The following is a 24,471-nucleotide window of genomic DNA, read 5'->3' on the forward strand; positions in this document are numbered from 1 at the left end:
GCGCGCCGTCTCCTCCGGAGACATGACGCGCCGTCACTACGTGACGGACCGTCGCACCGCCGCTCCGCGACGGTTTTGTAACGCCGCTCCGCGACGTTACAGGCTGGCTAGGGCCGACCATAGCCGCTCTCGTCGGTCCGTTACGTAATTGGAGTGGCGACATCGAGGCTCTGCTGACTCCTTATGCGCTTCTGACCTGCTAATTTAATCTCTTGGGCTTGACTTGTATTGAACCACCGCCCTCCGGGCGTCCTCTCCTGCATCTGATGTGTACCCATTATGTACCGCTCTCGGGGTCGGTACATAATTTATGTAACGACTACTCTCCGTGTTGGAAGTAGTGGTCTATACCTCTTGCGAAATACTTCGCCCCTTGAAGCCGAGAGAAAGGCATATTTCTGGTTCATTCATTCGCGTTGCATCATCTTTTTCTGGCGAAGGGTTGGATATTCTTTACTGATTCCCTCCGGATAGTATTCTCCTAGTGGTCGGCGTGAGACTGACATGACCCTTCGTTACTCATGTCAGCAACGGTGGGCACCACCCGTCAGCGTCACTCAGATGACGAGGGACAACGTCCCTGCAGACCATCACACGCGCAGCCGTAACGACGGCCCGGTCCGGCGGACAACCGGCACGCACAGCCCCGCAACAGCGTCCCCTCCACCGCTGGGCGCGCGTGAGCGGCTGCTCGGCGCCGTCGTACGACGGTTCAGGCCTGGGCGGCGTCGATGTCGCCGGAGTTGACAGCATCTCCCTCAACGCCCTTAGCGCGGCGGGGTGTTCGTCTGCGGGCCGGGCTGCGGCGGCGTCCAAGAGGGCGTGGCGTCGTACGGCTGTGTCCTGCCCGGTCTCGGCGGGGTGGGTGAACAGCTGCGCGGTCAGGAGGAGTGCGTCCTCGCTGTCGGGGTGGCGGGCGGCGCGTTCGGCGACGAGGTCGGCGTCCGTCAGGGCCGGGGTGTGCTCGGCGCTCGCCCGCGTCAGGGACAGCCACAGGTCCTCGTCGAGGCCGGTGTCCGCGAAGGCGCCCGCGCCGGCCAGGGCGCCGGACGGCAGGCCGGCCGCGAGCGCTGCGCGCCAGAGGTCGGCCGCCGCGGCCAGTCGTTCGGCGGCGTCGGGCAGAACGGGGCCGTCGGTGCGCGGGGTGCGGGTGGCGATGGCGGCCAGCAGCAGGCCGGCCGCGTCCGCTCCCCCGCTGCCAGTGGCCAACTCGGCCCACAAGACGGCCGGATCGCCCAGGAAGGCGGGGTCGGCCAGGAGCACGGCCGCCGTGTGGGCGGCGGCGCCGGGCGCCGGGCCGGGGGAGGCGTCGCGCAGCGCGGCGAGGAGCTCGGCCCGGTCGAGGGCGGCGAGGACCTGGCGGTCGTACGGTCCCCAGCGCAGCCAGGAGTCGGCCAGCGAGGGGCGGCCGGGGGCGAGACCGTAGAGCGCGGTCCGGTGGTCGGGGGCGTGCCGGTGCAGGGCGGGCAGGCGCACCCCGATCGCGGTGGCCACCGCGTCCTGGTCTCCGCGCGCGGTGAGCGCGCCGGCCACCGTCTGAAGGACGTCGGCGGGCATCTCCCCGGCGGTGCGGGCCCGGTGGACGGCGTACTCGAGCAGGCACCCCAGCGCCCGCACTGACGGATCCGACCCCAGCAGCGCCGTGTCCTCTCCCCCGCCGTCTGCAGCGCCGGAACCGTCGGCGAGGGTGTCCTGGACCGGGACGGCGGCGGGGCGCGCTAGGGGGCGGCCAGGGCGTGCAGGTGGGCCAGGACGGCCTTCTCCTGGTCGCCGGCGAGGGCGGTGTCGGTGCGCCACACGGTGGTGAGGAGGTCGAACAGGGCCTGGTCGGCGAAGAACACCGCGGTGCTCCGGTCGTCGGAGGCCGCGGCATCGGTGGCGGGGGCCGTCTCGTCGAGGCGGCGGCGTACGTCGAGCACCGCGGTGACGGCGTCCGCGAGCGCAGAGCCGGGGCGGTCGGCGAGGACGGCGGCCGCGGCGAGGTAGAACGCGCCGAGCTCCGGCAGCTGAAGAGAGGTGAGGACGGCGGGCACGTCGGCGGTCCAGGCGGCCGGGTCAGCGGCGACGAGGCGGTGCAGGACCATCGCGTAGCCCTCCGCGCCGGCATCCGATGCGGCGGCCAGAGCGGCGGCGGCCGCCGGCGGACCGTGCCCGGCGGCTGCCTCGGCCAGGTCCTCGGCGTCCAGGGCCGTGGTGGCCCTGTGCGGCTCCAGCATGGGCGCGGTGCGCGGGTCGGACGGGCCGGCTGGCTGAAGGTGCTTCACCGTGTCCAGCACCGGCTCCCAGCCGGCCAGCAGCCGCGCGGGCAGGACGGGCGACCAGTCCCATACCCGCAGCCACGAGGCGAGGGGCTCGGCGAGGCCGTCGACCCGCTCGGCGCCGTCGGGCAGGACCTCGGCCACCCGGGCGGCCGGCGGCGGGGTGCCGAGCGCCGTACGGACGTCCGTCTCCAGCTGCGCGGAGCGCTCGGGCGGGCAAGAGCCGAGCACGAGCTCGACGAGGCGGGCCGCCTCCGGCGCGGGTTCACCGCCCACCAGGCGCACGGCGAGCACGACGGCCTGATCCCACCACTCCTGCTCGGCCGGCCCTCCGGCGGGCACGGCGGAGCCGGCGGGCGGACGGGCGGCGAGGTGGGCGGCGATCAGCCGGCCGTCGACCGCGGCTACCCGGGCCAGCCAGCGGGTTCGCTCGGCCAGACCCACGCCGGCGTCCGCGTCCGCCGCGGCGAGATCGAGCACGGTGCGCGCCAGCCGCGGCCCGCCGTACGCGGCCGGATCCCCGGCGTGCACTTGGTCGAGGTCGGCGCCGTAGACGAGCGAGCGGGAGGCGGCGGGGAGCAGCTCGGTGTCGCGGGCGAGCAGGCCGGCCAGCGCGGCCCGGATCATCGCGATGTTCGGGTGCGCTCCGGCGGTGCGGCCGGCTGGGTAGGCGGTGCACGCGAGTTCGCGCAGCAGCACCGCGACCTCGTGAGGGGGCAGGTGCGCGGCCGCCTGCTCGGCGATCAGTTCCCGCATCTCCTCCTCGCGGGCCAGCGCGGCCGTGACCACCGCCTCGGCCGCGGCGGCATCCCCCGCGTCCGCGGCTTCCTTGGCCCGGGCCTCGGCGGCGGCCACGCGCTCGGCAACAGCCCGCAGGGACAGGTGGCCGGCATGCTCGTCCTCGACCGCGCCGGTCAGCAGCACCTCGACCACGAGGATCCACTCGCGCGTCCGCCCGGTACGCGGCATGGCGCGGGCCCACCGGGCCGCGAGGCGCAGCGTCGCCCCCACCACCGCGCCCCCGCTCTCCCGTACGCCGGGGTGGGCGAGGACGGCGCGCAGCTGGCCGGCGTCGACGACGTCCCGGTGGCGTACGGCCAGGCCCAGCAGCCCGTCCAAGGCCAACCGGCCGGCCGCGGCGACCTGTTGCGTACGGGCGACCGCGGCGGCGCCCTCGCCGGCCGGTGCGGCCAGCCACGCCCGGGCGGCATCCGGGTCGGCGCCGGCGACGTGGTCGAGGAACGGGGCGGCCGGCCACTGTCCGCCGGCCGCCCCGTCCGGCATCAGCAGGTGCGGCGCGTGCTCCTGCAGCACGTTCAGCCACACCGGCGCCGGGCCGCACCGGAAGAAGTAGTCGGTGGCGCGCGGGTCCGCCCACCCGGCGAGCTCGGCGGCCTCGGCCGCGCCCGGAGCCTGGAGGGCGGCGAGTTCGAGGACGCGGGCCGCCCGGTCCGGGAGCGGCACCAGCAACTGGTGGGCCGCGCCGAGGAGATCGGCGTAGAGCTGGACGGCCTCGCCGGGGCCGGCGGCGCTGCCGTGCAGGATGCCCGAGGCCACCCCGTAGACGGCTCCCCACACGTCCAGCGCCGTCTCCTGCGCCGCCCCGAGCTCCACCTTCATCAGCCGCTCGACGATGCCGCGGGCCCGCGCCCGGTGGAAGCCACCCGGACGTTCCAGCTCACCGCGCAGCACCCCGGCCGCCGCCGACACCCGCTCCCACCCCGCGCCCACCGTCACCGACGGGCCCGCCGGTGCCCCGGAGCTGGAGTTGGCGGCGTTGGGAGCGCTGGCCCAGGCGGCCGGCTGTCCGGTGCGGGCGGCTGCGGGCGGCTCGCCGGACGTGGAGTCCTCGACGGCCAGCGGCGGGAGGGCGTCCACCGCGGCCAGCAGGTCCTTCGCCGCGGCCTTCAGTGTATTTGTGAAAGCCCCTCAGGCGGCCCCCGGTGGTCAGGTCGGTGCGCGCCGCGGCAAGGGCGAACGGGGAGCAGCACTTCGATCGGGAAAGGGCTGGCCGTTGGCCAGCGGGGTGTGCCCCCTGTCGGGGGCCAGGTGGGGGTGGGGGTCGGGTCCCTTTCGGGACCCTGGTCTCTCGGATGCGGGACCGGGGCAGTTGGCCCCGGAGCGGGTGGGCCCCGGCACCGTCCTTCCGGTGCGGGGGGCCCTTGTGTGTTTCCGGTGCCGGCCGTGGTTTCGGCCAGCCGGGGGTCAGGTGCGTCGGCGCGGGATGCGCGTCCGGTGCACGAGTGGGATGCCGAGGCGGGCGGCCATGGTTTTTTCCAGGGCGGAGACGACGTGGCCGGGGGTGGCGTCATGCAGCGGGATCACCCAGTACTCGACCCACTCGTCCCGCTTCGACGTGCTGCGGTTGATGTGCTGGCCGAGCCTGGTCGCGGCGGCCCCCCGGTTCAGGGCCCGGGTGGGGGCGGTCTTTCCGCAGTAACAGGCGTTGCCGTTGCGGTTGACCGCAACGTAGATGGCCTTGTCCTCGTACCCGGAGTCCTTGCCGATGGGGATCGGCTCGGGGTGCGGTTCGACGAGCCACTGGCCCGCGAGGTGGGCGAGCATGGCGTACCGGTCGTCGGTGATGACGACGACGCCGGCCCAGGTGGTGTCGGTCATCAGCGAGGCTCGCCCTCGGAGATGCGGGCGAGGTCGTTGCCGATGAAGCTGAGCTGCTTGAAGGACAGCTCCACGACGGTCCAGGAAAGTTCGGTGGTGGTGCCGTTCATCTTGCGCAGGGCGATCAGGTCGTCGAGGTCGGTGGCGGCCGCCGTGAGGGACGTCTGGAAGGCCGTGAGGGCCTTGTCCTCGAGTTCGGTAGCGGTGGGGTCGTTCTGGTAGCCCTCGGGGTTGAACCCGTGGTTGGCGGCGAGGCGCAGGTGGGCGTTGAAGTCGCTGCCCTTCCAGCCGTCGCGCTCGACGAGGTGGCCGTCGGCCCACCACCGCGGGCGCAGGCCAGCCCGGATCCGCTTGATCGCGTCGGCGAACACCTGCCGGCCTTCCTTCGTGTCGAGGATGGTCTTGATGACCGTGCCGACGCCGGCCCGCATGACCTTGATGTTGCCGACGATCTGCTCGGCGGAGCCGCCGGGGGCGAGGAGGTAGCCGCTGGTGACGAGGGTGACCATGGCGAGCACGCCGAGGAGCAGCCGGGCGGGGATATCGCCGTTGTCGGCGCGCTCCAGAAGGTCGTCCACGGCCTGGTCGTTGTCGATGTTCTCGACGGACCACTCGTAGTCGGTTAGCGCCTGCCACAGGCAGCCGGTGTCCAGCGCGGTGCGCACGGGCGCCAGCTTCTCCTTGGGGAGGCTGGAGTACGAGCGCAGACCCAGTTCGACAATCGGGCCGCTGCGGTGGGTGACCTGGAGGCGGTGCTTGTCGAGCTTCGCGGCCATGACCTCGTTCAGCCGGGGCTCTTTGCGGGTGAGCTGCTGGACGACGAACGTGAACCGCAGGTCGCGGAAGGCGGGGTTGAGGCTGAGGGACTTCATGGCGTCGGTGACGTCGGCGCGGCCGAGGAGGACGTCCCGCACAGCCTGGGCGTTGTCGCCGAACTCGCCGGCGTCGAACAGGGCGGTGACGATCTCCTCGGCGGTGACACCGTTCTTCGAGGGCTCCTTGAACTCCTTCACTCCGATGTTCATGCGCATCAGCAGCGAGCGGACCGCGACGGGGAAGCGTCCCATGCCCATGGTCGGGTTGTCGTCGGTGTAGCCGACGATGACCTGCACCGGGACGGTCATCGCGTTGAGGAGCCTGGCTGCCTGGTCGCGCTTGGCACGGGCCGCCCTGCTCGTGCCGGTGGCGGCGCTGATGTCGCGGTGGGCGGTCTTGACGATCTCCCGGACGAGATCCCGCCGCTCGGCGAGGGGAAGCCGCATGAGATGGGACGGAAGCAGACTGTCGGGGTCCTTGGCGTTGGTGGGGCGGATCGAGCTGGCCGGGACCTTGATGTCGGCGGTGCAGGACGCCCAGCGGCTGTTGCCGTCGACGAGGCTCAGGTCGTCGTCGGGGTGGCGTCCGGGGTTGAGGAAGGTGGCGGGGACGGCCGTCAGGGGCCGCTCCACGATGCGTCGGCCGACTTCCTGCGGGTTGTTCTTCCTCACGCCCTTGGACGCCCGGTCGATGGCGGCGAGGAGGTCGTCCATGGCGTCGGCGTAGACGAGGGTGGCGTCGGTGTCGTGCGCGGTGGGCATGGACAGGACCCGCAGGTTGGCGCTGGTGTCCGGGTCTGCCGCGTAGTGGGCCTCGTCGAGGAGCCGGTCGTTCTCGATCGCGGGGGACAGCAGCAGCGTGTACGCGCGGTAGGAGATGACGCTCAGCCAGCCGGTCTCCACGCGGTGGCGCTCCAGGCGGGCGCCTTCGAGGAGTCCGGGCTCGACCGCTCCGAACGCGATCCGGCGGACGGCGGCGTGGGAGATCTGGACGTCGGGGTGGTTCTCGAGGAACTGAATCGCCTTGGTGGTCTTGCTAACCGGCTCGACGCGGTGCTCGAACGGCGTCGAACGGTCGCCGGAGCGGATGTCGATAACCTCGATGCCCTCGATGTCGTCGTGCTCGTCGATGGTGCTCACAGGGCCTCACTCGCATGGGCCGGCGCGAGGCGGACTCGCGGCCGGTGATCGGCATACGCGAGCAGAGCGCCATCGGAGCGCCACGCACCCGTGCCCGCTCGGCGAGGACCGCGGTCCGTCGCTGGGCTGACCCGGCGTCGCTTCGGTGACCTGCAGGCGGATCCGGGTACCCCCCCATGACGTGCAGGCGGCGTACTCAGGTCTTGCCGGTGGATACCGCGGTGTCCACCGGCTGCACAACAGGCCGCCCTCGGCGGCGGCGATGACAAGAGCGTACAGCCGTCCGAGCGGGCGCAGTACGCGAGTTGATGGCCTTTCCGATCCGACCGGCTGTGACCTGCACGCTCGTCCGACGGCCCATCAGGGGCTGGGTGGGGTTGCGTAGGCTGCGGCCATCTCGACGGGCCACTCCGCTGGGGCGCAGCGGACGACACCGTCGTACGGCCTCCGCCGCGGCGCGGTACGGCGCGCGGCGGGTGACGAGCAGCAGGCCGGACCCGTTCCACGACGTCCCGGGACCCGCGCTTCCCCCGACTCTGGGAGCGCGGGTCCCGTACGACGGACGAACCCCCGGGCCGGGCCGCCGAGTTGCGACGCGCTCGCGGCGGACGAGGCGCAGCAGCCCGCCGTCGCGGCGGGGCGTACAGCGGGGCAGGTACCCGTCGCGACCCGGGCGGGGCTGAACGGCCCGTGGGTCAGGCGGGACAGCATGCGGCGGTGACACTCCGTGGTGCTCTGGGGAGAGCAAATTCTGAACGATGTACGGGATTTCCCGGTGGCACCGGATAGCCCCGAACACCGCCGAACTCTGCCGAACATCACCCAACAGCCGGATCATCATCGCCAGCAACGTCGGCCACCACGACGCTCCCCGTGGCAACGCCCTCCTCGTCGACACCCGCCCGCGCCGGGCCGGTCGAGCAGCTGCGCGACGGCCTCCCCGCAGGCCCGGCGCGCGCGGAAAGTCACCGCCGTCACCCTGGACGCACGTCAGGTCGGCACCGAGGGCGGTGCCGACCTGACGTGGCGGCGGGCGCGGGCCAACGCGCCTGACCGGAAGTCCTGAAACGGGTTCGGGCTTGCGACCAGTAGCCGTCAGGAGGACACCGGCGAACTCGCCGCCGGTGTCGTGCTGGGACCACCGTCTTGCTGATACGGCCTAGGCCGCAAGTCGGCCGGAACAAACGGTGGGCCGCCACGGGGGCGGCAGACGCGCAACCCGTCGTCACCGGGCCGGTTTTGGCGGGCCCGGCGGGCGTCGGATCTCACGGCGGGACGGGGAACACCGGCGGGGCCAGCAAGCCGCACACCGGACAAAAGCCGCACCGGGGCGGGGCGGCGGGATACCGGATCGTGGAAGGCTGTGTGCCGCGCAGCCCGACCAACGGCAGGGCCAACTGCCTTAAGGACTGCGTCACTTTGCGACCAGTAGCCCCGGCATGCCGTCGGCGGCGCCCGTCAGGATGGAGTCCTGCGCATCATGAGCCTTCCCCCTCTTCCCCACCCGGCCGGGCCCGCCCCGGCATGCACCTGCGCACCCGCCGCGGAAGCGCCAGCGGGCGGCGGCGAACCGGACGGCGCCGCCGGGCGGTTCGGGCCCACCCACGCGCTGATCCTGCTGATCGCCGTCCTCGGGCTCGGCACCGGCCTGTTCCTCGCCGGCACCGAGCTGGAGACCGTCTTCGCTCTCCTGGGCGGCTGCGGGGCGATCGGCGCGGCCACCCTCACCGCCGCCGGCGGCGGACGCCGCCTCATGACGGTCCTCGTCGAGGCCGCCGTACGCTCCAGCGCGGACAAGTAGGCGCCGGACATGACCCGTTGCCCCGCCACCGTCCCGGACCGCCACTTCGCCCGTCTCGCCGGGCACCTGAGAGCCCTGCGCGGAGCCGCCCGGCTGACCCAGCGCGCTCTGGCCGACGCCGCCAACGTCTCCCGCGGCGCCGTCCAGCGCGCCGAGTCCGGCACCGCCCCACCCACCGCGGCCGTCCTCGGCGCCTACCTCCGCGCCTGCGGCGCCGCCCCGGCCGACCGGGACAAGGCCCGCCGCCTGCACGCCCTCGGCCGCACCTCCCAGCGCGGCAAGCTCCCCTCGCTCCGCGCACCGGCCCCCCACCTCGTCCACGACGCGCGCGACTTCAGCCTCGTCCTGGCCGCGGCGTACGAACGGGCCGGCGCCCCGCCCCTGCGCGACCTCGACCGGCCGGGCCGGGCACGGGTGCCGCTCGCCACCGCGTCGCGGATCGTCAACCGCAAGGCCCTGCCCGCCAGCCGCGAGCAGCTGATCACAGTCCTCACCGTGTGCGGCATCCCTCCCGCCGCACAGCGCCCGTACCTCGGCGCCTACCACCACGTCACCTCCCAGCGCGGCACCCGCCCCGCACCCCCGCGCAGGCAGCTCACGCAGCTGATCCGCCGCACCCACCCCCTCCCCCTCGCCCACGGCGGACCGGACACCGGCGCCCACTACGACTTCGACCGGCTCGCCGCAGGCATCAGACCAGTCCTCGAAGCCCTCGCCGCAGACCGCGACCGCTACGACGTCGACCGGCTGGCCGCAGGCATCAGACCGGCCATCGAAGCCCTCGCCGCGGACCCCGGCATCCGCAACGCCCCCACCGTCATGGCCACGGGTGTGCAGGTGTTCGCGGACACCCTCGCCGTCATGTACCGCTCGGCCAGCCGGGAAGCACACCGCAACGGCACCACCCCACCCGACTGGCTCACCGCCAGCCACCTCCTCACCCACGGCACCGGCCCCACCCGGCCCGACACCGACGACCACGGCATCGACCTCATCGCCCACACCCCCGACGGCGGCACGGTCATCTACCAGACCAAGACCCACCGGCAACGGCCCGGCCCTCCCCCGACGCTGACACGCGCCCGCGTCCCGGCACCGCCACCGCCCACGACCGGCACCCACGCCGCCTGACCGCCACAGCAGCGCTCGGCGGCAACTTCCGCCCCCTCCCAGTCCGCCGGGCGCTCGCTGTAGTAAGTGCACGTCGGTCCGGCGTCGTCGAAGGCCACGGTCACACGACCAGCCTCGGCACGGATGTATGCGGGCTGTTCCTCATAAGCGCTTCGAATGTTCCCCTCGGTCAGCGGGAACTCGGTGCGGACGTCCGCCCGGCTGACGCCGAACACGGTGATGCGGACATACGGGGACTCGATGACAGCCTCCAGAAAATCTCCAGCACGGGGCCGGCCGTTGGCCGGGGAGGCTGGTGGTCCGTGAGAATGGCATAACCCTTCGTTACTCATGTCAGCAACGGTGGGCACCACCCGTCAGCGTCAACCACCAGGTCACCACGCCTGCGCCAACAACACTCAGATGACGAAGGACAACGGGCACTTCCCTGCAGACCATCAGGTTGACGCTGATCGCGACGATCGCGCGGTCCGGGCGGTGGGTCTCTCGCCGTGTGGCGCGTGCTCAGGCGACACGGGGCTGCTCGCCGGCGAGGCCTTCCAAGTAGGCGTCCCGGGCTTCCTCCCACGGCACGCCCGACTCTGCGGCTGGGTAGCCGTTGTCCGCGATCTCCTACAGCACGGAGGCGAGGACGTCGACCTTCGCGCGCCGGTCGGCCGCGTACGCCCGGACAGACGCGGCGGCATGCTCATCGAGGGGCTGACAGTCGGGCGTGGGGGCCGACTGCTCGCTCATCCGGGGCTTCCTGGCATGTGCTTCCACGGTATCGCCAGACTTGGCCCCGGAGTGTGCCCGGGAGCGTATGTACTCAGTGCGCAAGCGAGTTCCTACGTGCGGCTTGCGCTGCCGCGACGGCCGCATCGAAGTCCACGTCATAGAAATACTCGCCGTCGCGGAACGTGCCGTCGAGCGCCCCAACGGCATTGAGAGCCTTCTCCTCCCAGTCACGCACCATGGCCTTGACCGGCCGCGAGATCCATCCGCGTACCAGGAAGCATCTGTAGGCGTTGGCCCTGCGCTCGTGGCTCTTCAGGTACTTCAACACGGAGTTGTCCGGACTGCTGGGCTTCCGCGTGATCATGCCCAGTTTCAGATCAGGACCAGGGCCCACAAAGCCGAGCAGGTAGAGACGCCCTCCGGGAGCGTCCAATGGCGCGCCTGCACGTTCCAGCTCTGCCCACGCCAGCCTCGTCGCCGCTCTCAAATCTTCGAAGTCGACGTCTGGGTGCGGAGCCCATTCGTGAGCTGCGTACGCTGCGGTAACGCGCTGGCGAGCCGCCGGCCCCTCTAACTCGTTGACCATGACTCCGGATTATCGAGCCTGGTACTGACAATGAGCCATGACTTCCTTGGCGCCTTGAGATCGCCGCGGCGCGCAGTGTGGCGCGGATACTCGCCATGATCGGCTTCCTGTACGTGATGCACGGGCTGCTGATGCCCGACAACCCCCGTCCTCGCCCGCCTGCGGGCGAGGGTCGACGAGTCCGGGTCGCCCCTGGTCGTCTCCCACCTCGTCCCTCAGATGGTCAACCCGTCCGGTATCCCCCACGCACTCGCGATGTATCTGGCCCCCGAGATCGCCGCGCTCGCCGCCTGGCTGGAGGCGCCGCTTGCCGAACAGGCCGACACCGGACTGGGGCTGCTGCGGCTGCCCGGTGCCTAGGAGGCATCCGGCCGGTGACGGCGGCATAGCCAGGCAGCGGACCGGGACAGTCATGGGGCGGCGTGACAGAGTCCTGGAGAAGCAACCGCACGCCGCCTCAACGCCTGTGCGGTCCGCCCCGCGATCCCGGTGTGGAAGGGCGCTGCGAGCGTGGGTGGTGGTGCAGGGCTACGCAGATGGCGATGTTGGGGGCCGGGGGGAGCGAGTTTGACGCCCTCGCATCGGTCGGTCGACGGCGGGGGTGCTGTCAGCCTGAAGCGGTAATTCTCCAACCGCACCGTCGAAGACAGCCGCGCCCGGCTCGTGAACTCGGCATGCTGCCTCCTGCTTGACCACGGCCGGGCCCTGTTCACCGACGGGCGTGGCCTGCGGGCCATCGTCCCACGGACTGCCCGTCTCGATCCCGGTGCGGGCAGGTTCCGGGCGGCAGGGAGAATGCCGTCGTGCCGCTGACCGGAGAGAAGTACACCCAGCTGAACCAGCCCGAGGCCACCACAGACGGTGAGGACCGTGGGCGGTGGATCGCCTGCGACGAGTCCGGCTGGGACGGTGAGCAACTCGTCGGCCGCCAGCGCCGGTTCATGATCTATGCCTCCGTCGCCGTCGATGACGTCGAAGCAGCCGCACTCATACAGCAGCTGCGGGACCAGGCCGGAATCCGGCAGCCCAAGGAACTGAAATTCGACCTGTTCAAGAACCGCACCAATCGGTGGCCGCTGCTGCAGCAGCTATGGGAGCCCGGCGGTGCGCTCCACGACAGGTGCTCGGTGTACGTGGTCGACAAGGAGTACGCGGCAGCAGCGAAAGTGATCGACCTGCTGCTGGAAGAGAAGGAGCACGACGAAGGAGGGAACCTGTACGCCGACGGGAAGGCCCGTGCTCTGGCGCGCACGCTCGCGCTCGAAGGACCGCGGGCTCTGCGCGGCACCCTTTTCCAGGAGCTGATGTCCGCGTTCGTGACGCTGGCCTCCCGGCGCGGCACGAGCCGGCAGGACGAGGCGCTCGGCGTGTTCGTGGCCGCCCTCGACCAGGCGTGGGCGGCCTCGACGAGGAAAGCGGTCACCGCACTGTTGGCCAGGCTGCGCGGGACCCGCGACTACGCCGCCACCTTCCACAAGGACCCGGCCGACCCGGTATTTCCGCAGCTGGACATGCTCATCCCCGCAGTTGCCCAGACGGCCCACCGGTGGAACCGCCGTGTCGGCCGTGTCAGTGTCCTCACCGATGAACAGCAGATGCTCACCGACGACGCCCTGCGGACCGTGCGAGAGTACGCCTGCGCTCCTGTCGGCATGACCCTGCTGACACGGGAACGCGGTGCCGATGTCGCCACCGTCGTCCGCGGTGACTCTGTCGACCACCCCTCCATCCAGCTCGCCGACCTCCTGGCCGGTGCGGCAGCAGCCGTCACCGAACGTCACGAAGGCAACCCCTCCGACGTGGGCGAGGGCCTGTGGCCCGTCATCACGTCCTTCGTCGAGCAGAGTTCCCTGCTCCCCTACGACGACCCCGCCGCTCAGCTCCGATCGGTCAAGGAGCGGCCCGTACGCCGTTGAATCGGCATCCGGCCGCCCGGCATCGGGGTCGTCGGCCTGGGGCACAGGGCGGGCCGAGCCCCAGCCGGGCGGAGGCTCGGCGACGAGGTGGGTGGTATCCGCTCTGCATGCGGCCTGGCCTGGATGGGAGGCGGCCGGTCAGGCCGACTGCGGGGGCGCCGGGCGGATGGCCAACCGCTCGTGCCGGGAATGGCTCTCTTCCGGCGGAGGAGCCGGCAACCGCACCCGGGCGCAGAGCCCGGGAGTCTTTGGGCCGCTGGACGCCGTCTTGAGCCGGTCAGGCAGGCTGCAGGCGGTCGTGTCAGGCGCCGATGCCGATGTAGGAGACGTAGGTGTAGGCGCCCCAGTCGGAGTCGAGTTCGGCGATGATGTCGTCCCAGAGGTCTTCCATGGTGTTCAGGTCGCTGGCGACGAGGGCTTCGACGGCGTCGTCCCAGATGTAGCGGACCTGGCGGTGCTGGATCCTCAGGTTGTCGCGGCGGCGTGGCTCGTCGACGGCGGCCTGGTTGACGGGGTGGATCTCGATGCGGGTGCCGCGGCCGTTGCGGTTGAGGTGCTGCTTGAGGGCACCGGGGTTGGCGAGCACGTTGTGGGCGCGAAGGTTCCAGTAGGCGGTGTCGATCGCTTCGAGGTTGGCGGGACGTGGGCGCTGGGTGCCGCGGGTCCAGGCGCGGATCGTTGTGGGGCTGGCGTGGATGCCGGCGTCGGCCAGGGCTTGGGGGCCGCCTTTGGTGGTGGTGAGGTAGCGCATGCGGGCTTTCAGGCCGCGGCGGGTGTCGACGGGGGATTTGATTCCGCCGTCGATGATCATGCGTTCGAGGGCGTCTTCGAGGGCGCGGGCGAGGGCGATTTTGCCGTGGACGTTTCCGGGGTCGCGGTCTGCGCCGTAGTTGCCGAAGTTTTTCCATCCGTCGGTCGACATCTATCGGGCGCTCTTCCTCGGCAGGGGGTACTGGTCCTTTTGTTTCATCTGGGTGGTGAGGCGGCCTTTGGTGAAGACGGTGCGCCAGTCGCCGGCGACGTGGAGTTCGTCGGTACCGCGGACGCGGACGACGGTCAGGCCGTTGCTGTGGGCCCGGTGGGATTTGTACCAGAGGTTGGCGAATGCCTGGGAGCGGATGATGTGCATCCAGTCGGGTCGGCGAATGTCTCGGTTGACGCTTGATTCTCCGATGGTGGACGTGAATTTCGAATACATGGCTTTGATGTATTCGACGGTCACCGTGTCGTCGGTTTCGAGGGCGTTGGTGCGGGCCTCGGTCAGGACGCGGCGGAATTTTTCCAGGAGGCCTTCGCTGGTGCCGGAGGTCCAGCATTCGGTGATGTGCGGGGCCTCGCACAGGCCAAGGCGGGCGCAGCGGATGAGGAGGCGGATGGTGGCGTCGTCGAGGAGGACGGGGCCGTCTTCGCGGCGGTTGCCGATGGGGTCGGGCAGGTCGGGGTGGTGCCAGGTGGGGCGAGTGGGGAGGCGGTAGATGCCGGAGCGTTTGGGGTCGAAGCCTCCGTTGGGGTCGTGGATCAGGGCGCCGATGGGCAGGTGGGTCTTGAAGGCGGACAGGAAGCTGGCGTTGGTGTCGAGGGCGTTGACGTTGATCGGGGGGTGGGTGCCGTTTTGCAGGGCGTCCGTGAGGTGGGTGTTGGTCCAGTTGTGGCGGCCTTCCCAGATTTCGTCGGCGCCGTCCTTGGTTTTCTTCCGGAGGAATTCGAGGGTTTCCGGGTAGACGGTGTGCTCGTAATTTCCGCCGACGCGGGTCGCCTCGAACAGGGCCATTGCGTTCGGTACGGCCTTTTTCACCAGAGCTTCGGTTGCGGCGGCGATGTCACCGTCGTGGTCGTGGAGGGCTTCGTCGACGGCGCGGGTGATCATGCCGGTGAAGTAGCTGTAGTCCCGGTTTGCGTAGCCGCCTTCGGGCGGGCGTGGGGCGGTGCGGCGGGGTGATGGCCTGGGTGGGGCGGCGGTGTTGGTTGTCGGGGCAGGCTCGGCGGGCGTGGGATCCGGGGGCGGGCTGGTGGGGGCTTGGAGGGGCACCTGCAGGGTCTGTGCGGGGGTAGGCGGGGTCGCGGCCGAGGGGGTTGGGGGTGGTGTCTGTGGCGCTGGGGTGGTGGGGCTGGCGTAGAGGTCGGTGATGCGGGCGTGGGCGAGGTCGGCGTGAAGGGTGAGGGTGGTCTGCGGGCCGAGGTCGCGTTCGGTGATGGTGGCGTGGATCTGGTCGGCGTCGCGGGCCAGGGTGATGGTGATGTCGAGGCTGAGTGCGGCGATCAGGTGGGGGTCGTCGGTGTCGACGGCGGCGAGGACGGGGAGCTCGTGCGTGCGGGCCAGGTGGGCGAGGGCCTGGGCGGCGTCGGTGATCTGGAGCGGGCCGGACAGCGGCAGCCGGGGGTCTTCGGTGGTCTGCAAGCGGTCGACCACGACGAGGGCCAGGCCCGGCAGATGCGGGACGCTCTCGGTGATCGCGTCGGTGGTCAGGTTGGATCCGTCGTCGATGTACAGCGGGGCTGCGGCCAGGTGGTGGTGGAGGGCTGCGGTGTCGTCCTGTTCGGTGGGGGTGAGGCGGCCGGCTCGCAGGCGGCGGTAGTCGACCGGCAAGTGCGCGGCAACGATTCGGGCGGCGATGTCGGCGCGGGTGAGTCCGGAGGCGGCGTACAGGACGGGTTGGTGCTGGTCGAGGGCGCTGGTGCGTGCGGCGGCGGTGGCGATCAGGCTGGATCCGGCGCCTGGGGCGGCGGCAACGAGGTAGAAGCGGCCGGGCTGAAGTCCGCCGAGGGCGTCGTCCAGGGTGCGGATGCCCGTCGGCAGGCCCATCAGGGGTGTGGGTGTGGTGGTTTCACCGGTGGGGACGGTAGTCGGGAGGACGGTGTCCAGGGCTTGCGCGAGTGCGGCCAGCCGTCGCGGAGTGAGCGGCGCAGTGATGGCTGGTGGGCCGCTGGCCGGGATGGCGGCATCGTAGCCGGTGCCGGGCGTCGCGGGAGTGGGGGCCGGCGGGCCCTGCTCAGGTGGGGCCGAGGGGGGTACAGGGAGGGCGGTCGACGGTGTGACCGGGTGCTGGAGTGCCAGAGGGCCGGGTGTGGGGGTGGCCGGGGTTGGAGCGGTAGCAGCTGGCGAGCCGGTGGGGATGGTCGGCGGGGCCGGGATGGTGCCGGGTGAGGCGGGGGGTGTACTGGCAGGCGCAGGCGTGTCTTGGGCTGCTGGCGCCGGTTCCGGCTGTGATTCCGAGGGCGTGGTGGGTGCAGCGGCCGCTTCGGCAGGGGTAGTCGTCGGCACGGGTGCGAGGTCTCTGGCGGCCTCGGCTTCAGCTGCTGTGGTCAGTAGGGGGTTCTGGACCGCTTGCTGGCCCTCAGGGGGTGTTGTGGTGGAGTCCAGGGCTGCTGTTGCAGCCGGAGCTGCTGTGTCGGGTGCGGGCTCGGCTTGAGGTGCGGGCGGGGCGAGGGTGCCGTCCGCGGCTGCGGCGAGCAGTACGGCGACGGGGGTCTTGTGGCGGCACAGCACCTGGGGGTGGCCCTCCGCGCCGTACTGGATCAGGTCCCCCAGCGTTTTGCGGGCGCCCGCGAAGCTATGGGTTGGGGCTTGGGTGAGGTCCCATCCCAGTTCGGTTGCGTGGGCGGGGGTGGTGAGGAGTGCATGGTGCGGGCCGCGAGTCAGGGGTGTGGGTTGCCCTTCGATGGCGGCGTTGATCATCTGCTTGAGTGTGCTGCGGGCCTCGTGCAGGGTCGCCGGACCGGTGCGCGGCAGGGAGTGTGGTGTTTCCGCGTCAGGGGCGGTGGAGGTTGTTCCCGGCTTGGTCAACGGGTCCTCAATTGACTCGGGTTGGCTGTCCTCGCTGTGTCGGCGGCCGGCGTCTTCGGAGGCTGTCTTGGCCGCTGCGGACGGGGTGGGAGGTGTCGGGAAACTCAGGGGCCAGTTGCCCGCCCAGCTCGGAGCCTGGTCGGACGGCTCCGTTGAGGCTGCAGGCGGGGCAGTGTGGGCGGGGTTGTCCGGCACGGCAGCGCCGGAAGACGCCTCACCGGCGGTGTGGGATGAACGCGAGGAGGACACCCGGGGACTCCAAGGGTAGAAGCGGCAAGCGGGTTGTGAGGGGAACGTCGGGCAGTCGGCTCGGCAGCGTCCGCCGGTAGGTGCGGAACGACCGGGCCGCCAAAAATGTAACGCCGCCACCTAGTCTAGCTGACGGTACATAACATTGGCCGGGGTTATGTAACGCCGGGGTGGGAGTCGCGGGTGATCACGCCCGATCCTGCCCGGGAGAATGGGTGGCGCTGGGCGGAAGACGGTAGGCCGGTAGAGCTGTCAGGCGTGATCGGCAACCTGTCCCGTGGGGGTGGCGCGCTCTACCGAGGCCTTCATCTGGGCTCGGAAGGCGGCCTGCTCAGTGGCCCGTGCTTGCCACTGGGCCTCGTCCTCCGGCTCGTCGTCGCCCTCGGGTTCGTCGTAGTCCTCGTACAGCCAGTCGTCCGAGGTCTGCTGCTGGAACACCCTCTCGCGCATCCGTTCCTCGTAGTCCTCGTACGTCTCGTCCGGATGGATCTGCCCGGTACGGCGCTTGATCTCCTCGTCGCGCTCGCGGCGTTCGAGGTACTCCTGCACGGCCGGGTCGGCGTCCGCGCACGCGTACCCTCCCCCTCGCCGGGGCGGCTCGGGCGGTTGCCGGCGGTCCTCGATACGGTCGAGGACCGCGTGCCACTGGGCGGCGTCCACGACGCTCACGTCGAAGGCTTTCAGGAGCGCGGACAGCTGCTCTCGGCTGGGCAGGACCTTCCCGTTGAGGATCAGGTGGGCTGTCGAACGCGGTACACGGTGCCCGTCGGCCTTGGTCGCCTTCTCGATGGCGCTGTAAGAGGGTTGGCCGGCCCGCAGGCGCAGCCGCGTCAGTTCCTGGCCTAGGGAGGCGGGGGTGCGGACCTGCCGGGTGCGTCGGCCGCGGCCGGCCAGGTGCGGGCGGGCCTTCTCGATCGCAGCTGCCTTCCACAGGCTCAGGGCTGTCGCTTCCCGCCGCTGCGTGGAGTGGCTGCCGGGGTCGCCGGTAGCGCGGGCGTAGGCGAGGACGGTCTCGAGCGGGGGCAGGTGGGTGCCGCGGGCGGCCTGGCTGAGGGTGGAGGCTCCGCGGTACCCGGGCGTGTTCGGTGGGCCGGTGCGCTCGGACAGGGTGGCGTAGGTGGTACGGGTCTCGTCCTTGAGCTGGCGCAGGTAGGCGGCCAGGGCCCGCAGTCGGGGGCTGGTGCCGACGGCGACGGGTTTGGTGGGGCGGCCCATCGTCACCGGCTGCGGCGGCGGAAGGGCTTGGCGACGTCGCTGGAGCGGCGGCCGGTGATCAGGTCGGCCACTGCAGCGGCCACCACGACCAGCACGGCCGGGACGGGCCGGTTGCTGGCGGCCAGTCCGGCCGAGGCCAGGACGACCACGACGATGACCACGACCTCGGGGATGCCCAGCCGACTCGGCTGGGTGCGGGCGGGGAGGTGGCTGGCGCAGAACGCCGGCGGCTCGGGGCTGGCGGCGGGCAGGGGAAGGGCGGACATGAGCAGCTCCAGGAAGGTAGGGGTGAGGCGCCCAACCCGGGTGATTCGGGAAGGGATTGGTGCGAGGCGTATCCCGCCGTCGATGCCTCAAGGTTCCCTCGCCGACGCTCTCAAGGCCAGTCTGGTCGGCGCCCGTTCAGGCTGACGTGTTCACCGTCGTGAAACGCAGGTACGTCGTTCGTCCCTGCTCAGACCACCTGGAAAATCGGGTTGACCCGAACCCGTCCAGGGCCTGCACCGTCCCTGGTGCAGCTGGCCGAGAGGCGTGTGAAGCGAAATTCCCGACTCAGGACACGAGGTCGAGTGGGCAACAAGGGCGTCTGGTTCCCGTTCTTTGGCTGGCAGCAGCCCGCCGGGATGGGTGACGGAGAGCGGAGTACATATCCGCTTTCGGGGTGCAGAGAGTGTGTGGCTGCGACAATGAAGTACCGCAGGGGGCGGGTGGGGCGACTTCGCTGTATGTGAGGGTGCAGGCCTCTTTGTGTGAAGGGGGAACGTGGGGGCGTGGTTTGAGCGCATGGCGGCTGTCCCTGGCCTTGCCTTTGCCGGGAGCCCGGGTGTCATGCGGGAGGCGCTGCCGGGCGCAGGGGTTCGTCCGGACGAGTCGTACGGCTCGCCGATGTGGCCGACCGCCGAGGGGAGTACGTCTGCGACACCGGCCAGCCGGCATGTGCCGTTCGACGCGCGCGGCGCTGAGCTGATTGCCCGTGTCTGGGAGGCGCTGGAGCTTCCGGGCTCGGCCAGGGACTACCACTTTGTTCTGCAGAGCGCGGTCGATCGGCTGTGGAGTACACGTCGTGCGGAGCCTGGGGCCCTCGCCGCGCTTGAGGTGTTCGCCCTGCTGGACTTGGAGTTGATGGAAGCAATCCCGCACGCGGTGTCCTTCGACACCACTGATGCTCCGGCGGCGTTTGTGCGGGTGTCCTCGGTGCCACGGTTGATCGGCCTGCTGGAGCGCGAGGGCGCCTTCACGGAAGCACTTGGGCTGGCGCGGCGGTTGGCCCGTTTCGGGCAGGGCGAGGATGTGGCGGCCCGGCTGTCGGAGAAAGCCCAGGCGCTGGTTGCAGAGGCTGCGGCACAGGGTGGATCGTCATGAGTGCGGGTCTGGAGCGACTGATCCCGGCTGCCTCCTACTTGGAGGAGGCGTTCTTGCGGTGGGTGCTCACACCGGCCGTGGAGGCGTCGATCGTTGCGCGGGTGCGCAGTCAGCACCCAGTAACCGTCAACGAGCGCACTTACCGGCTGGACTACCTGATCGCGGGTGAGGCGCTGCAGTTGGCCGTCGAGCTCGACGGGTTCGCCTTCCACAGTGACCGGGCCGCGTTCACCTACGACCGGCTGCGACAGAACGATCTGGCCGCGACCGGCCTGACGGTGCTGCGGTTCTCCTACGACGCGGTGCGTACAGACACGGCGCGCTGCGTGGCCCAGTTGCAGGCGATGCTGAGGCAGGATCCGCTCCTGGCGCCGCTGGTGACTGCCGTGCCGCGCATCGAGATCCCGGACATGGCCGGCGATCCGATGCGGGCGGCCGATCCGCCTGGCGGTGCCGAACTGCCTTCAGGTAGGGCGTACTTCGCCGGTGTACAGGCCAGGGTGGACCGGGCGCCGTTGCGGGCGTGCCAGGACGAGGCATTGGCCGCGTTGGCGAACTACTACGCCTCCGGCGGCCGGCATGCGGCTGCGGTGATGGCGGTGGGGTCGGGCAAGACGGCCTTGGGGGTGGCGGCCGCGTTGTCGTTCAGCCGACGGCGGGCGCTGGTGGTGACCCCGGGCTCGGTTATCCGCGGCACCTTCGCCAAGGCCCTCGATGCGGGGATGCCGGGCAACGTCCTGTATGGGCTGGCGGGCGGGCCGCTGCTGCCCGGTGCCCCTCCGCCGGCCACGCTCGTCCTGGACGCGGACGACGGGCAGATCAGCCAGGTCAGCCGTGAGCGGCTGCTGGACGCGGACATCCTGGTCACCAACTTCCATGCGCTGGGCACGGGTGACAGTGACGGAGACCTGCTGGCCAAGTTGGATCCGGAGGACATCGACTTCATCGTCGTCGACGAGGCGCACATCGCGGCCAGCGCCTCCTACCAGCGGCTGTTCGCCCACTTCCAGGGTGCGCGCACACTGCTGATGTCGGCGTGCTTCCAGCGTTTGGACGGCAAGCCGATCGACGCCGATGTCGTCTACCGCTACCGGCTGGTGGACTCCGTCGCGGACGGGTCGGCGAAGAACCTGCGGGTGCACCGGTTCGCTCCCGAGGTGGCGTCGACGGTGTATGAGGCGGTGTGGCCGGACGGGCGGCGCGAGCAGATCGTGGGCCGTGATGCTTTGCTGGCCACGCTGGGCGACGAGCGGAAGATGGCACGCATCACCGCACAGTCCGAGGCGCCGATCCGCCAGGTGATGGCCGTGACGCGGGCGTGTCTGGATGCGCAGGCCAAGCTGCTGGCGCCCGTCAAGCCGAGGGTGCTGTTCGCAGCGATGGGCCAGGCGCATGCTGAACAGATCGCGCGGATCGCCGAGGAGTACGGGATCCCCAGTGCCACGCTGCACCACAGCATGCCCGCCTCCGCGATCGCCTCCACCCGGCGGCGCTTCGAGTCCGACGCCGGGGATCTGCAGGGCATCGTGCAGCTGCGGATGCTCGGTCAGGGCTACGACTTCCCGCCCATCACCGTGGTCGTGCCGCTGCGCCCCTATGGCAGCTTCGGCGAGTTCTACCAGTTCGTCGGCCGCGGTGTCCGCGTCCTGCGCCAGACCGCGGTGGCTGCCGACCAGCAGTATCTGGACATGGTCTGCCATGCCGAACTCGGCCTGGAGGAGCATCTGGAGGCCATGTGCGCGGACAACGACATGGATCCCGCTGTGCTCCTGGATGTCCCGCTGATCGACGCCACCACCATGGAAGGGGATCTCCCCGGCCCCGGCGGCGCCGCGGAGGGGGCCGGTGGAGGTCTGGGCGGGGTGGACGCGTTCGTGCTGTACGAGCGGGGACGCGTCGAGCAGCGCGTGGTGCACGAGCTGGACCGTGTGGAGGCCCGAAGGACGGAGCGGGAGATGCAGCTGATGGCCCAGCGCTACGCCGTCTATGCGCAGAACACCGCTGCGCCGGTGCCGTTTGAGCAGTTCGTCGAGTACATGCGGAGGCTGACCGGTGGCCAGTGACCCGACACGCTGGTGGCAGCCGGCCGTGGAATGTAGTTACGAGCAGGCGCTCGCCCTGGAGGGGGCGGCCGGGCAGCAGCAACGGTTCGCCGACATCGACGCCCTGGCGGCCAGGCTGCTGGCCGCAGGGCTCGCCGGACGGCCGGTGGCCACCGTCGTCCCCGGCCGAGGACGCCAGACGCCGGACACCGCCAAGGTGACGGCCCTCACCCGGGAAGAGGAAGTCTTCTGCGTCAACGCCTTCGGGGTCCAGGAGCAGCAGCGGCTCGGGGCGTGGTACCTGCCGCAGAAGCTCTCGGTCAAGGCAGGGGCAGTCAATCTGCCGTATCTGCTGCGGGAACGCCCTGGCCACGCTCTGACGCTGGCCGCCGATGAGACCGCCCGCCTCACCGCTGTGGAGGGCTGGGACACGGTGTTGCTGTGGGCGCTGCTGGTGCCGCTGTTCGAGACACTTCTTCAGCCCATCCGGCTGCGGGCGGCAGGAGAGATCTTCCCCCGCACAGAACAGCAGCGGTTCTGGACACTCATCGAGGAGCGTTACCGGCTGCTGGGCATCGACGAGAGCGCGCTGGAAGCTTTCCGCTTCGGCGGCGGCTGGCACCAGCTGGACCGTGCGGGACAGCAGCAGGCCCGCCTTCGTTTGCTGGACACCCTTGCCGCCGCCGACCTCGTGCAGCTTGCCGCACGTCACCGGATCCAGCGGTTGCAAGGGCTGATGGCTGGTTTCGCCAAGAAGGCCAGGACGGGAACAGCCCTGGCGCGCCGGGTGCTCACCAAAGAGCTGCAGCCGGTCGTCTCCGCGTACTTCGGGGGTGACTGGCTGGCTGTGCTGGATTACCTTCAGGCTCCCCCTCACCCGGATGAGGAGATCATCACCGCTCTGCCCGAGCCGCGTCTGTACGTCGGCATGGCCACGCAGACGGCCGGCATGGCGGCCGAGGCGGGCATCGCGGAAGACGAGGTCCATGCGATGCTCGCGGCCTTCCTCGGCGGCGGCAGTTCTCTGTCTCCGGTGGAGGAGCGGGCTGCGGCCCTGCGCGGCTGGTGGGCGGGCTTCGACCATGCGCATGCCGGCCAGTCACGGGGAATGCCGTCGTTGTGGGGGCTGGTCGATCAGGATCTGATGAGTCTGAACCGGACCGAGAAGGGGCTGACCCCCCAGTTGTACCGGCAGCGTCTGCCCGCCGATGTCCTCGAACGGGTGGGGCGGCTGTGGGAGACGGTGACGCTCCCGCGATATCCCAGCAGCATCGTCAGCAACCCGCGCCCGCACCAGACCATGGCCGAAGCCCTCGGTCCTGCGGCCGAGTTCTGGCACGGCGTGGGCCTGACCGCCTGGTTCGTGTGCGAAGGCCCCTACTCCCGCACCAGCTTGGACCGCGTCGACCGCTACTACAGCAGGCCGCTGGCCGCCCTGCGCGCGGCCGGATGCCCGGTCGACACCGCCTTCTTCCGCGAACTGCAAGCCGCCGAACAACTCCTGGGGCCGGAGGAGGAGATCACGGACAGCAAGGACAGTACGGTCGAGACCCCGTACGGGCAGATGACGTTCACCTCCAGCATGAGTCACGGCGCCCGCCGGGACGGCTTCGAGCAGGTACGGGACCTCATCACACGACACCGGCGGGCCTGGGCCGAGCAGTATCTCGGTGCCTTCGTGGAGGGCCGCTGGCGCTCCCAGTTGGAGGAGGTCGCCCACCAGCATCACCGCTTCGTCGCCGCCAAGGGGCGTCCCCCCACACTGCCCCAGTTCGCCCGGTTCGCGACCACGGCAGCCAACCACTGGATGGGCGGCGACCTGGGGGCGCTGTACACGGCCATCGGCGAGCCGGCGTCTTCCCCGCAGGAGCGGCCCGCCCGCCTGCTGGCTGGCGACGGCTACGACTTCGCCCGCCGGGTGTACCAGGAGCTGGGCGGCAAGCCCGTCGACCACGACACATGGGTGAACAGCCCGGAGGAAACCCAACGGCAGTGGCAGCTCAGCCGCCTGGCCACCGAAAGCCTGCGCCACCTTCAACTACAGGAAGCACTCGGGCGGCCGCCGACCGCCAAGGAGTTCGGCGCTCAGCGGCTGACCTGGCCCTGGCCTGGCGAGGAAACCGAAGGCTGGCCCATCCTCCAGCATGTCATCGCGGCTCTTACTGGTACCAGCCTGCCGCCGATCGCACCCTCCTCCCCCACCGTCCCGGCCCGCAACGGGAAAAACCCTGCTGGGCAGTTGCTGGCCAAGGGTGCCAACACGGCCGTGGCCACGGAGTCGACGACGGTCCGCATCACCTGCACCGGCGCACCCGTCGATGTCTCCGCTGTACTCCTCACCCGCAACGGCAAGGTACGCAACGACCACGACCTCGTCTTCTACAACCACCCCCGCCACGACGGGGTCAGCGTCAAAGGAGACACCGTCACCGCCGATCTGAACCTCATCCCCGACGACATCACCTCCATCGCCGTCATCGTCAGCATCGACCTCGAGGCCCAGCCCACCGCAGTCTTCGACCAGCACACCCAGTGGCACGCAGACATCACCCAGTCTTCCGGCGCCCAACTGGCCTTCGCGCCGGGGCCGTTCTCCTCAGGCGAGACCGTCACCGTCGCAGTGGAGCTCTACCGCCACACAACCGGATGGAAGGCCCGCGCTGTCGGCCAGGGCTACAACACCGGCCTCGCGGGCCTGGCCACCGACTACGGCATCAACGTCGAAGCCTGACACCCCCTGTCTGGCACGCGAAGCCGTCGACGACCAGGTAAGTGCGGCCGTCGCCGTCGATCTCGCGTGCGAGAGCCGCTGCTGGTGCCCAACCTTCCAGGTGTT

General features: G+C 70.7%; 17 protein-coding genes. 7 read left to right on the forward strand and 10 right to left on the reverse strand.

The genetic code is table 11. The features are described from left to right. Positions 1-519: 519 nt before the first annotated feature. The 4 genes from ACZ7LS_RS31860 to ACZ7LS_RS31875 form a co-directional block, all read right to left on the reverse strand. A complete protein-coding gene (locus ACZ7LS_RS31860; RefSeq protein ID WP_385133810.1) occupies positions 520-1,617 on the reverse strand; it encodes a hypothetical protein in 1,098 nt (365 codons plus the stop codon). A gap of 101 nt (positions 1,618-1,718) precedes the next feature. Next, complete coding sequence (locus tag ACZ7LS_RS31865; protein WP_385133812.1) at positions 1,719-4,136, reverse strand: hypothetical protein; 2,418 nt, start codon at positions 4,134-4,136, stop codon at positions 1,719-1,721. Positions 4,137-4,463: 327 nt separating this feature from the next. Beyond that, positions 4,464-4,877 carry a hypothetical protein gene (locus ACZ7LS_RS31870; protein ID WP_382871456.1) on the reverse strand — a complete coding sequence of 138 codons (414 nt, stop codon included), beginning with the start codon at positions 4,875-4,877 and terminating at the stop codon, positions 4,464-4,466. Further along, a complete protein-coding gene (locus ACZ7LS_RS31875) occupies positions 4,877-6,832 on the reverse strand; it encodes a hypothetical protein (RefSeq protein ID WP_382871453.1) in 1,956 nt (651 codons plus the stop codon). Before ACZ7LS_RS31875 ends, ACZ7LS_RS31870 begins: the two co-directional genes overlap by 1 nt. 1,480 nt (positions 6,833-8,312) lie before the next feature. Here ACZ7LS_RS31875 and ACZ7LS_RS31880 point away from each other — a divergent pair. After that, the gene (locus ACZ7LS_RS31880; protein WP_382871450.1) at positions 8,313-8,633 is read left to right on the forward strand and encodes a hypothetical protein; all 321 of its coding nucleotides are present in this window, start codon (positions 8,313-8,315) and stop codon (positions 8,631-8,633) included. Between the two features lie 9 nt (positions 8,634-8,642). Next, positions 8,643-9,764: a helix-turn-helix domain-containing protein gene (locus ACZ7LS_RS31885; protein WP_385133816.1), complete on the forward strand. Its 1,122-nt coding sequence runs from the start codon at positions 8,643-8,645 to the stop codon at positions 9,762-9,764. A 612-nt stretch (positions 9,765-10,376) separates the two neighbouring features. On the opposite strand, the gene ACZ7LS_RS31890 is transcribed toward ACZ7LS_RS31885, so the two are convergent. Both ACZ7LS_RS31890 and ACZ7LS_RS31895 read right to left on the reverse strand, forming a co-directional pair. Continuing rightward, positions 10,377-10,499, reverse strand: a complete 123-nt coding sequence (locus ACZ7LS_RS31890) for a hypothetical protein (RefSeq protein WP_382871444.1) — start codon at positions 10,497-10,499, stop codon at positions 10,377-10,379. A 73-nt stretch (positions 10,500-10,572) separates the two neighbouring features. Beyond that, positions 10,573-11,067, reverse strand: coding sequence for a hypothetical protein (locus ACZ7LS_RS31895; RefSeq protein WP_031185858.1), 495 nt, complete (start codon positions 11,065-11,067; stop codon positions 10,573-10,575). Between the two features lie 219 nt (positions 11,068-11,286). Between ACZ7LS_RS31895 and ACZ7LS_RS31900 the strand changes: the two genes are divergently transcribed. Then, on the forward strand, positions 11,287-11,427 hold the full coding sequence (locus ACZ7LS_RS31900) for a hypothetical protein (protein WP_382871440.1): 141 nt from the start codon (positions 11,287-11,289) through the stop codon (positions 11,425-11,427). Positions 11,428-11,870: 443 nt separating this feature from the next. Next, positions 11,871-12,983 carry a DUF3800 domain-containing protein gene (locus tag ACZ7LS_RS31905; RefSeq protein ID WP_382871437.1) on the forward strand — a complete coding sequence of 371 codons (1,113 nt, stop codon included), beginning with the start codon at positions 11,871-11,873 and terminating at the stop codon, positions 12,981-12,983. A gap of 301 nt (positions 12,984-13,284) precedes the next feature. On the opposite strand, the gene ACZ7LS_RS31910 is transcribed toward ACZ7LS_RS31905, so the two are convergent. The 4 genes from ACZ7LS_RS31910 to ACZ7LS_RS31925 form a co-directional block, all read right to left on the reverse strand. After that, positions 13,285-13,905 carry a hypothetical protein gene (locus ACZ7LS_RS31910; RefSeq protein ID WP_382871434.1) on the reverse strand — a complete coding sequence of 207 codons (621 nt, stop codon included), beginning with the start codon at positions 13,903-13,905 and terminating at the stop codon, positions 13,285-13,287. Next, the gene (locus ACZ7LS_RS31915; protein ID WP_382871431.1) at positions 13,906-15,786 is read right to left on the reverse strand and encodes a DnaB-like helicase C-terminal domain-containing protein; all 1,881 of its coding nucleotides are present in this window, start codon (positions 15,784-15,786) and stop codon (positions 13,906-13,908) included. A gap of 1,482 nt (positions 15,787-17,268) precedes the next feature. After that, a complete protein-coding gene (locus ACZ7LS_RS31920; RefSeq protein ID WP_382871429.1) occupies positions 17,269-18,231 on the reverse strand; it encodes a helix-turn-helix domain-containing protein in 963 nt (320 codons plus the stop codon). 2 nt (positions 18,232-18,233) lie between these two features. After that, positions 18,234-18,497: a hypothetical protein gene (locus ACZ7LS_RS31925; protein WP_382871426.1), complete on the reverse strand. Its 264-nt coding sequence runs from the start codon at positions 18,495-18,497 to the stop codon at positions 18,234-18,236. Between the two features lie 562 nt (positions 18,498-19,059). On the opposite strand from ACZ7LS_RS31925, the gene ACZ7LS_RS31930 reads away from it, so the two are divergent. The 3 genes from ACZ7LS_RS31930 to ACZ7LS_RS31940 are packed head-to-tail and all read left to right on the forward strand — an operon-like array spanning position 19,060 to position 24,366. Continuing rightward, a complete protein-coding gene (locus tag ACZ7LS_RS31930) occupies positions 19,060-19,593 on the forward strand; it encodes a hypothetical protein (protein ID WP_363149822.1) in 534 nt (177 codons plus the stop codon). Beyond that, a complete protein-coding gene (locus ACZ7LS_RS31935) occupies positions 19,590-21,656 on the forward strand; it encodes a DEAD/DEAH box helicase family protein (RefSeq protein WP_382871422.1) in 2,067 nt (688 codons plus the stop codon). The genes ACZ7LS_RS31930 and ACZ7LS_RS31935 overlap by 4 nt, the downstream gene beginning before the upstream one ends. Further along, the gene (locus ACZ7LS_RS31940; RefSeq protein WP_385133821.1) at positions 21,646-24,366 is read left to right on the forward strand and encodes a TerD family protein; all 2,721 of its coding nucleotides are present in this window, start codon (positions 21,646-21,648) and stop codon (positions 24,364-24,366) included. The genes ACZ7LS_RS31935 and ACZ7LS_RS31940 overlap by 11 nt, the downstream gene beginning before the upstream one ends. Positions 24,367-24,471: the final 105 nt, after the last annotated feature.

The sequence above is a fragment of the Streptomyces sp. NPDC039430 genome (assembly GCF_055639435.1).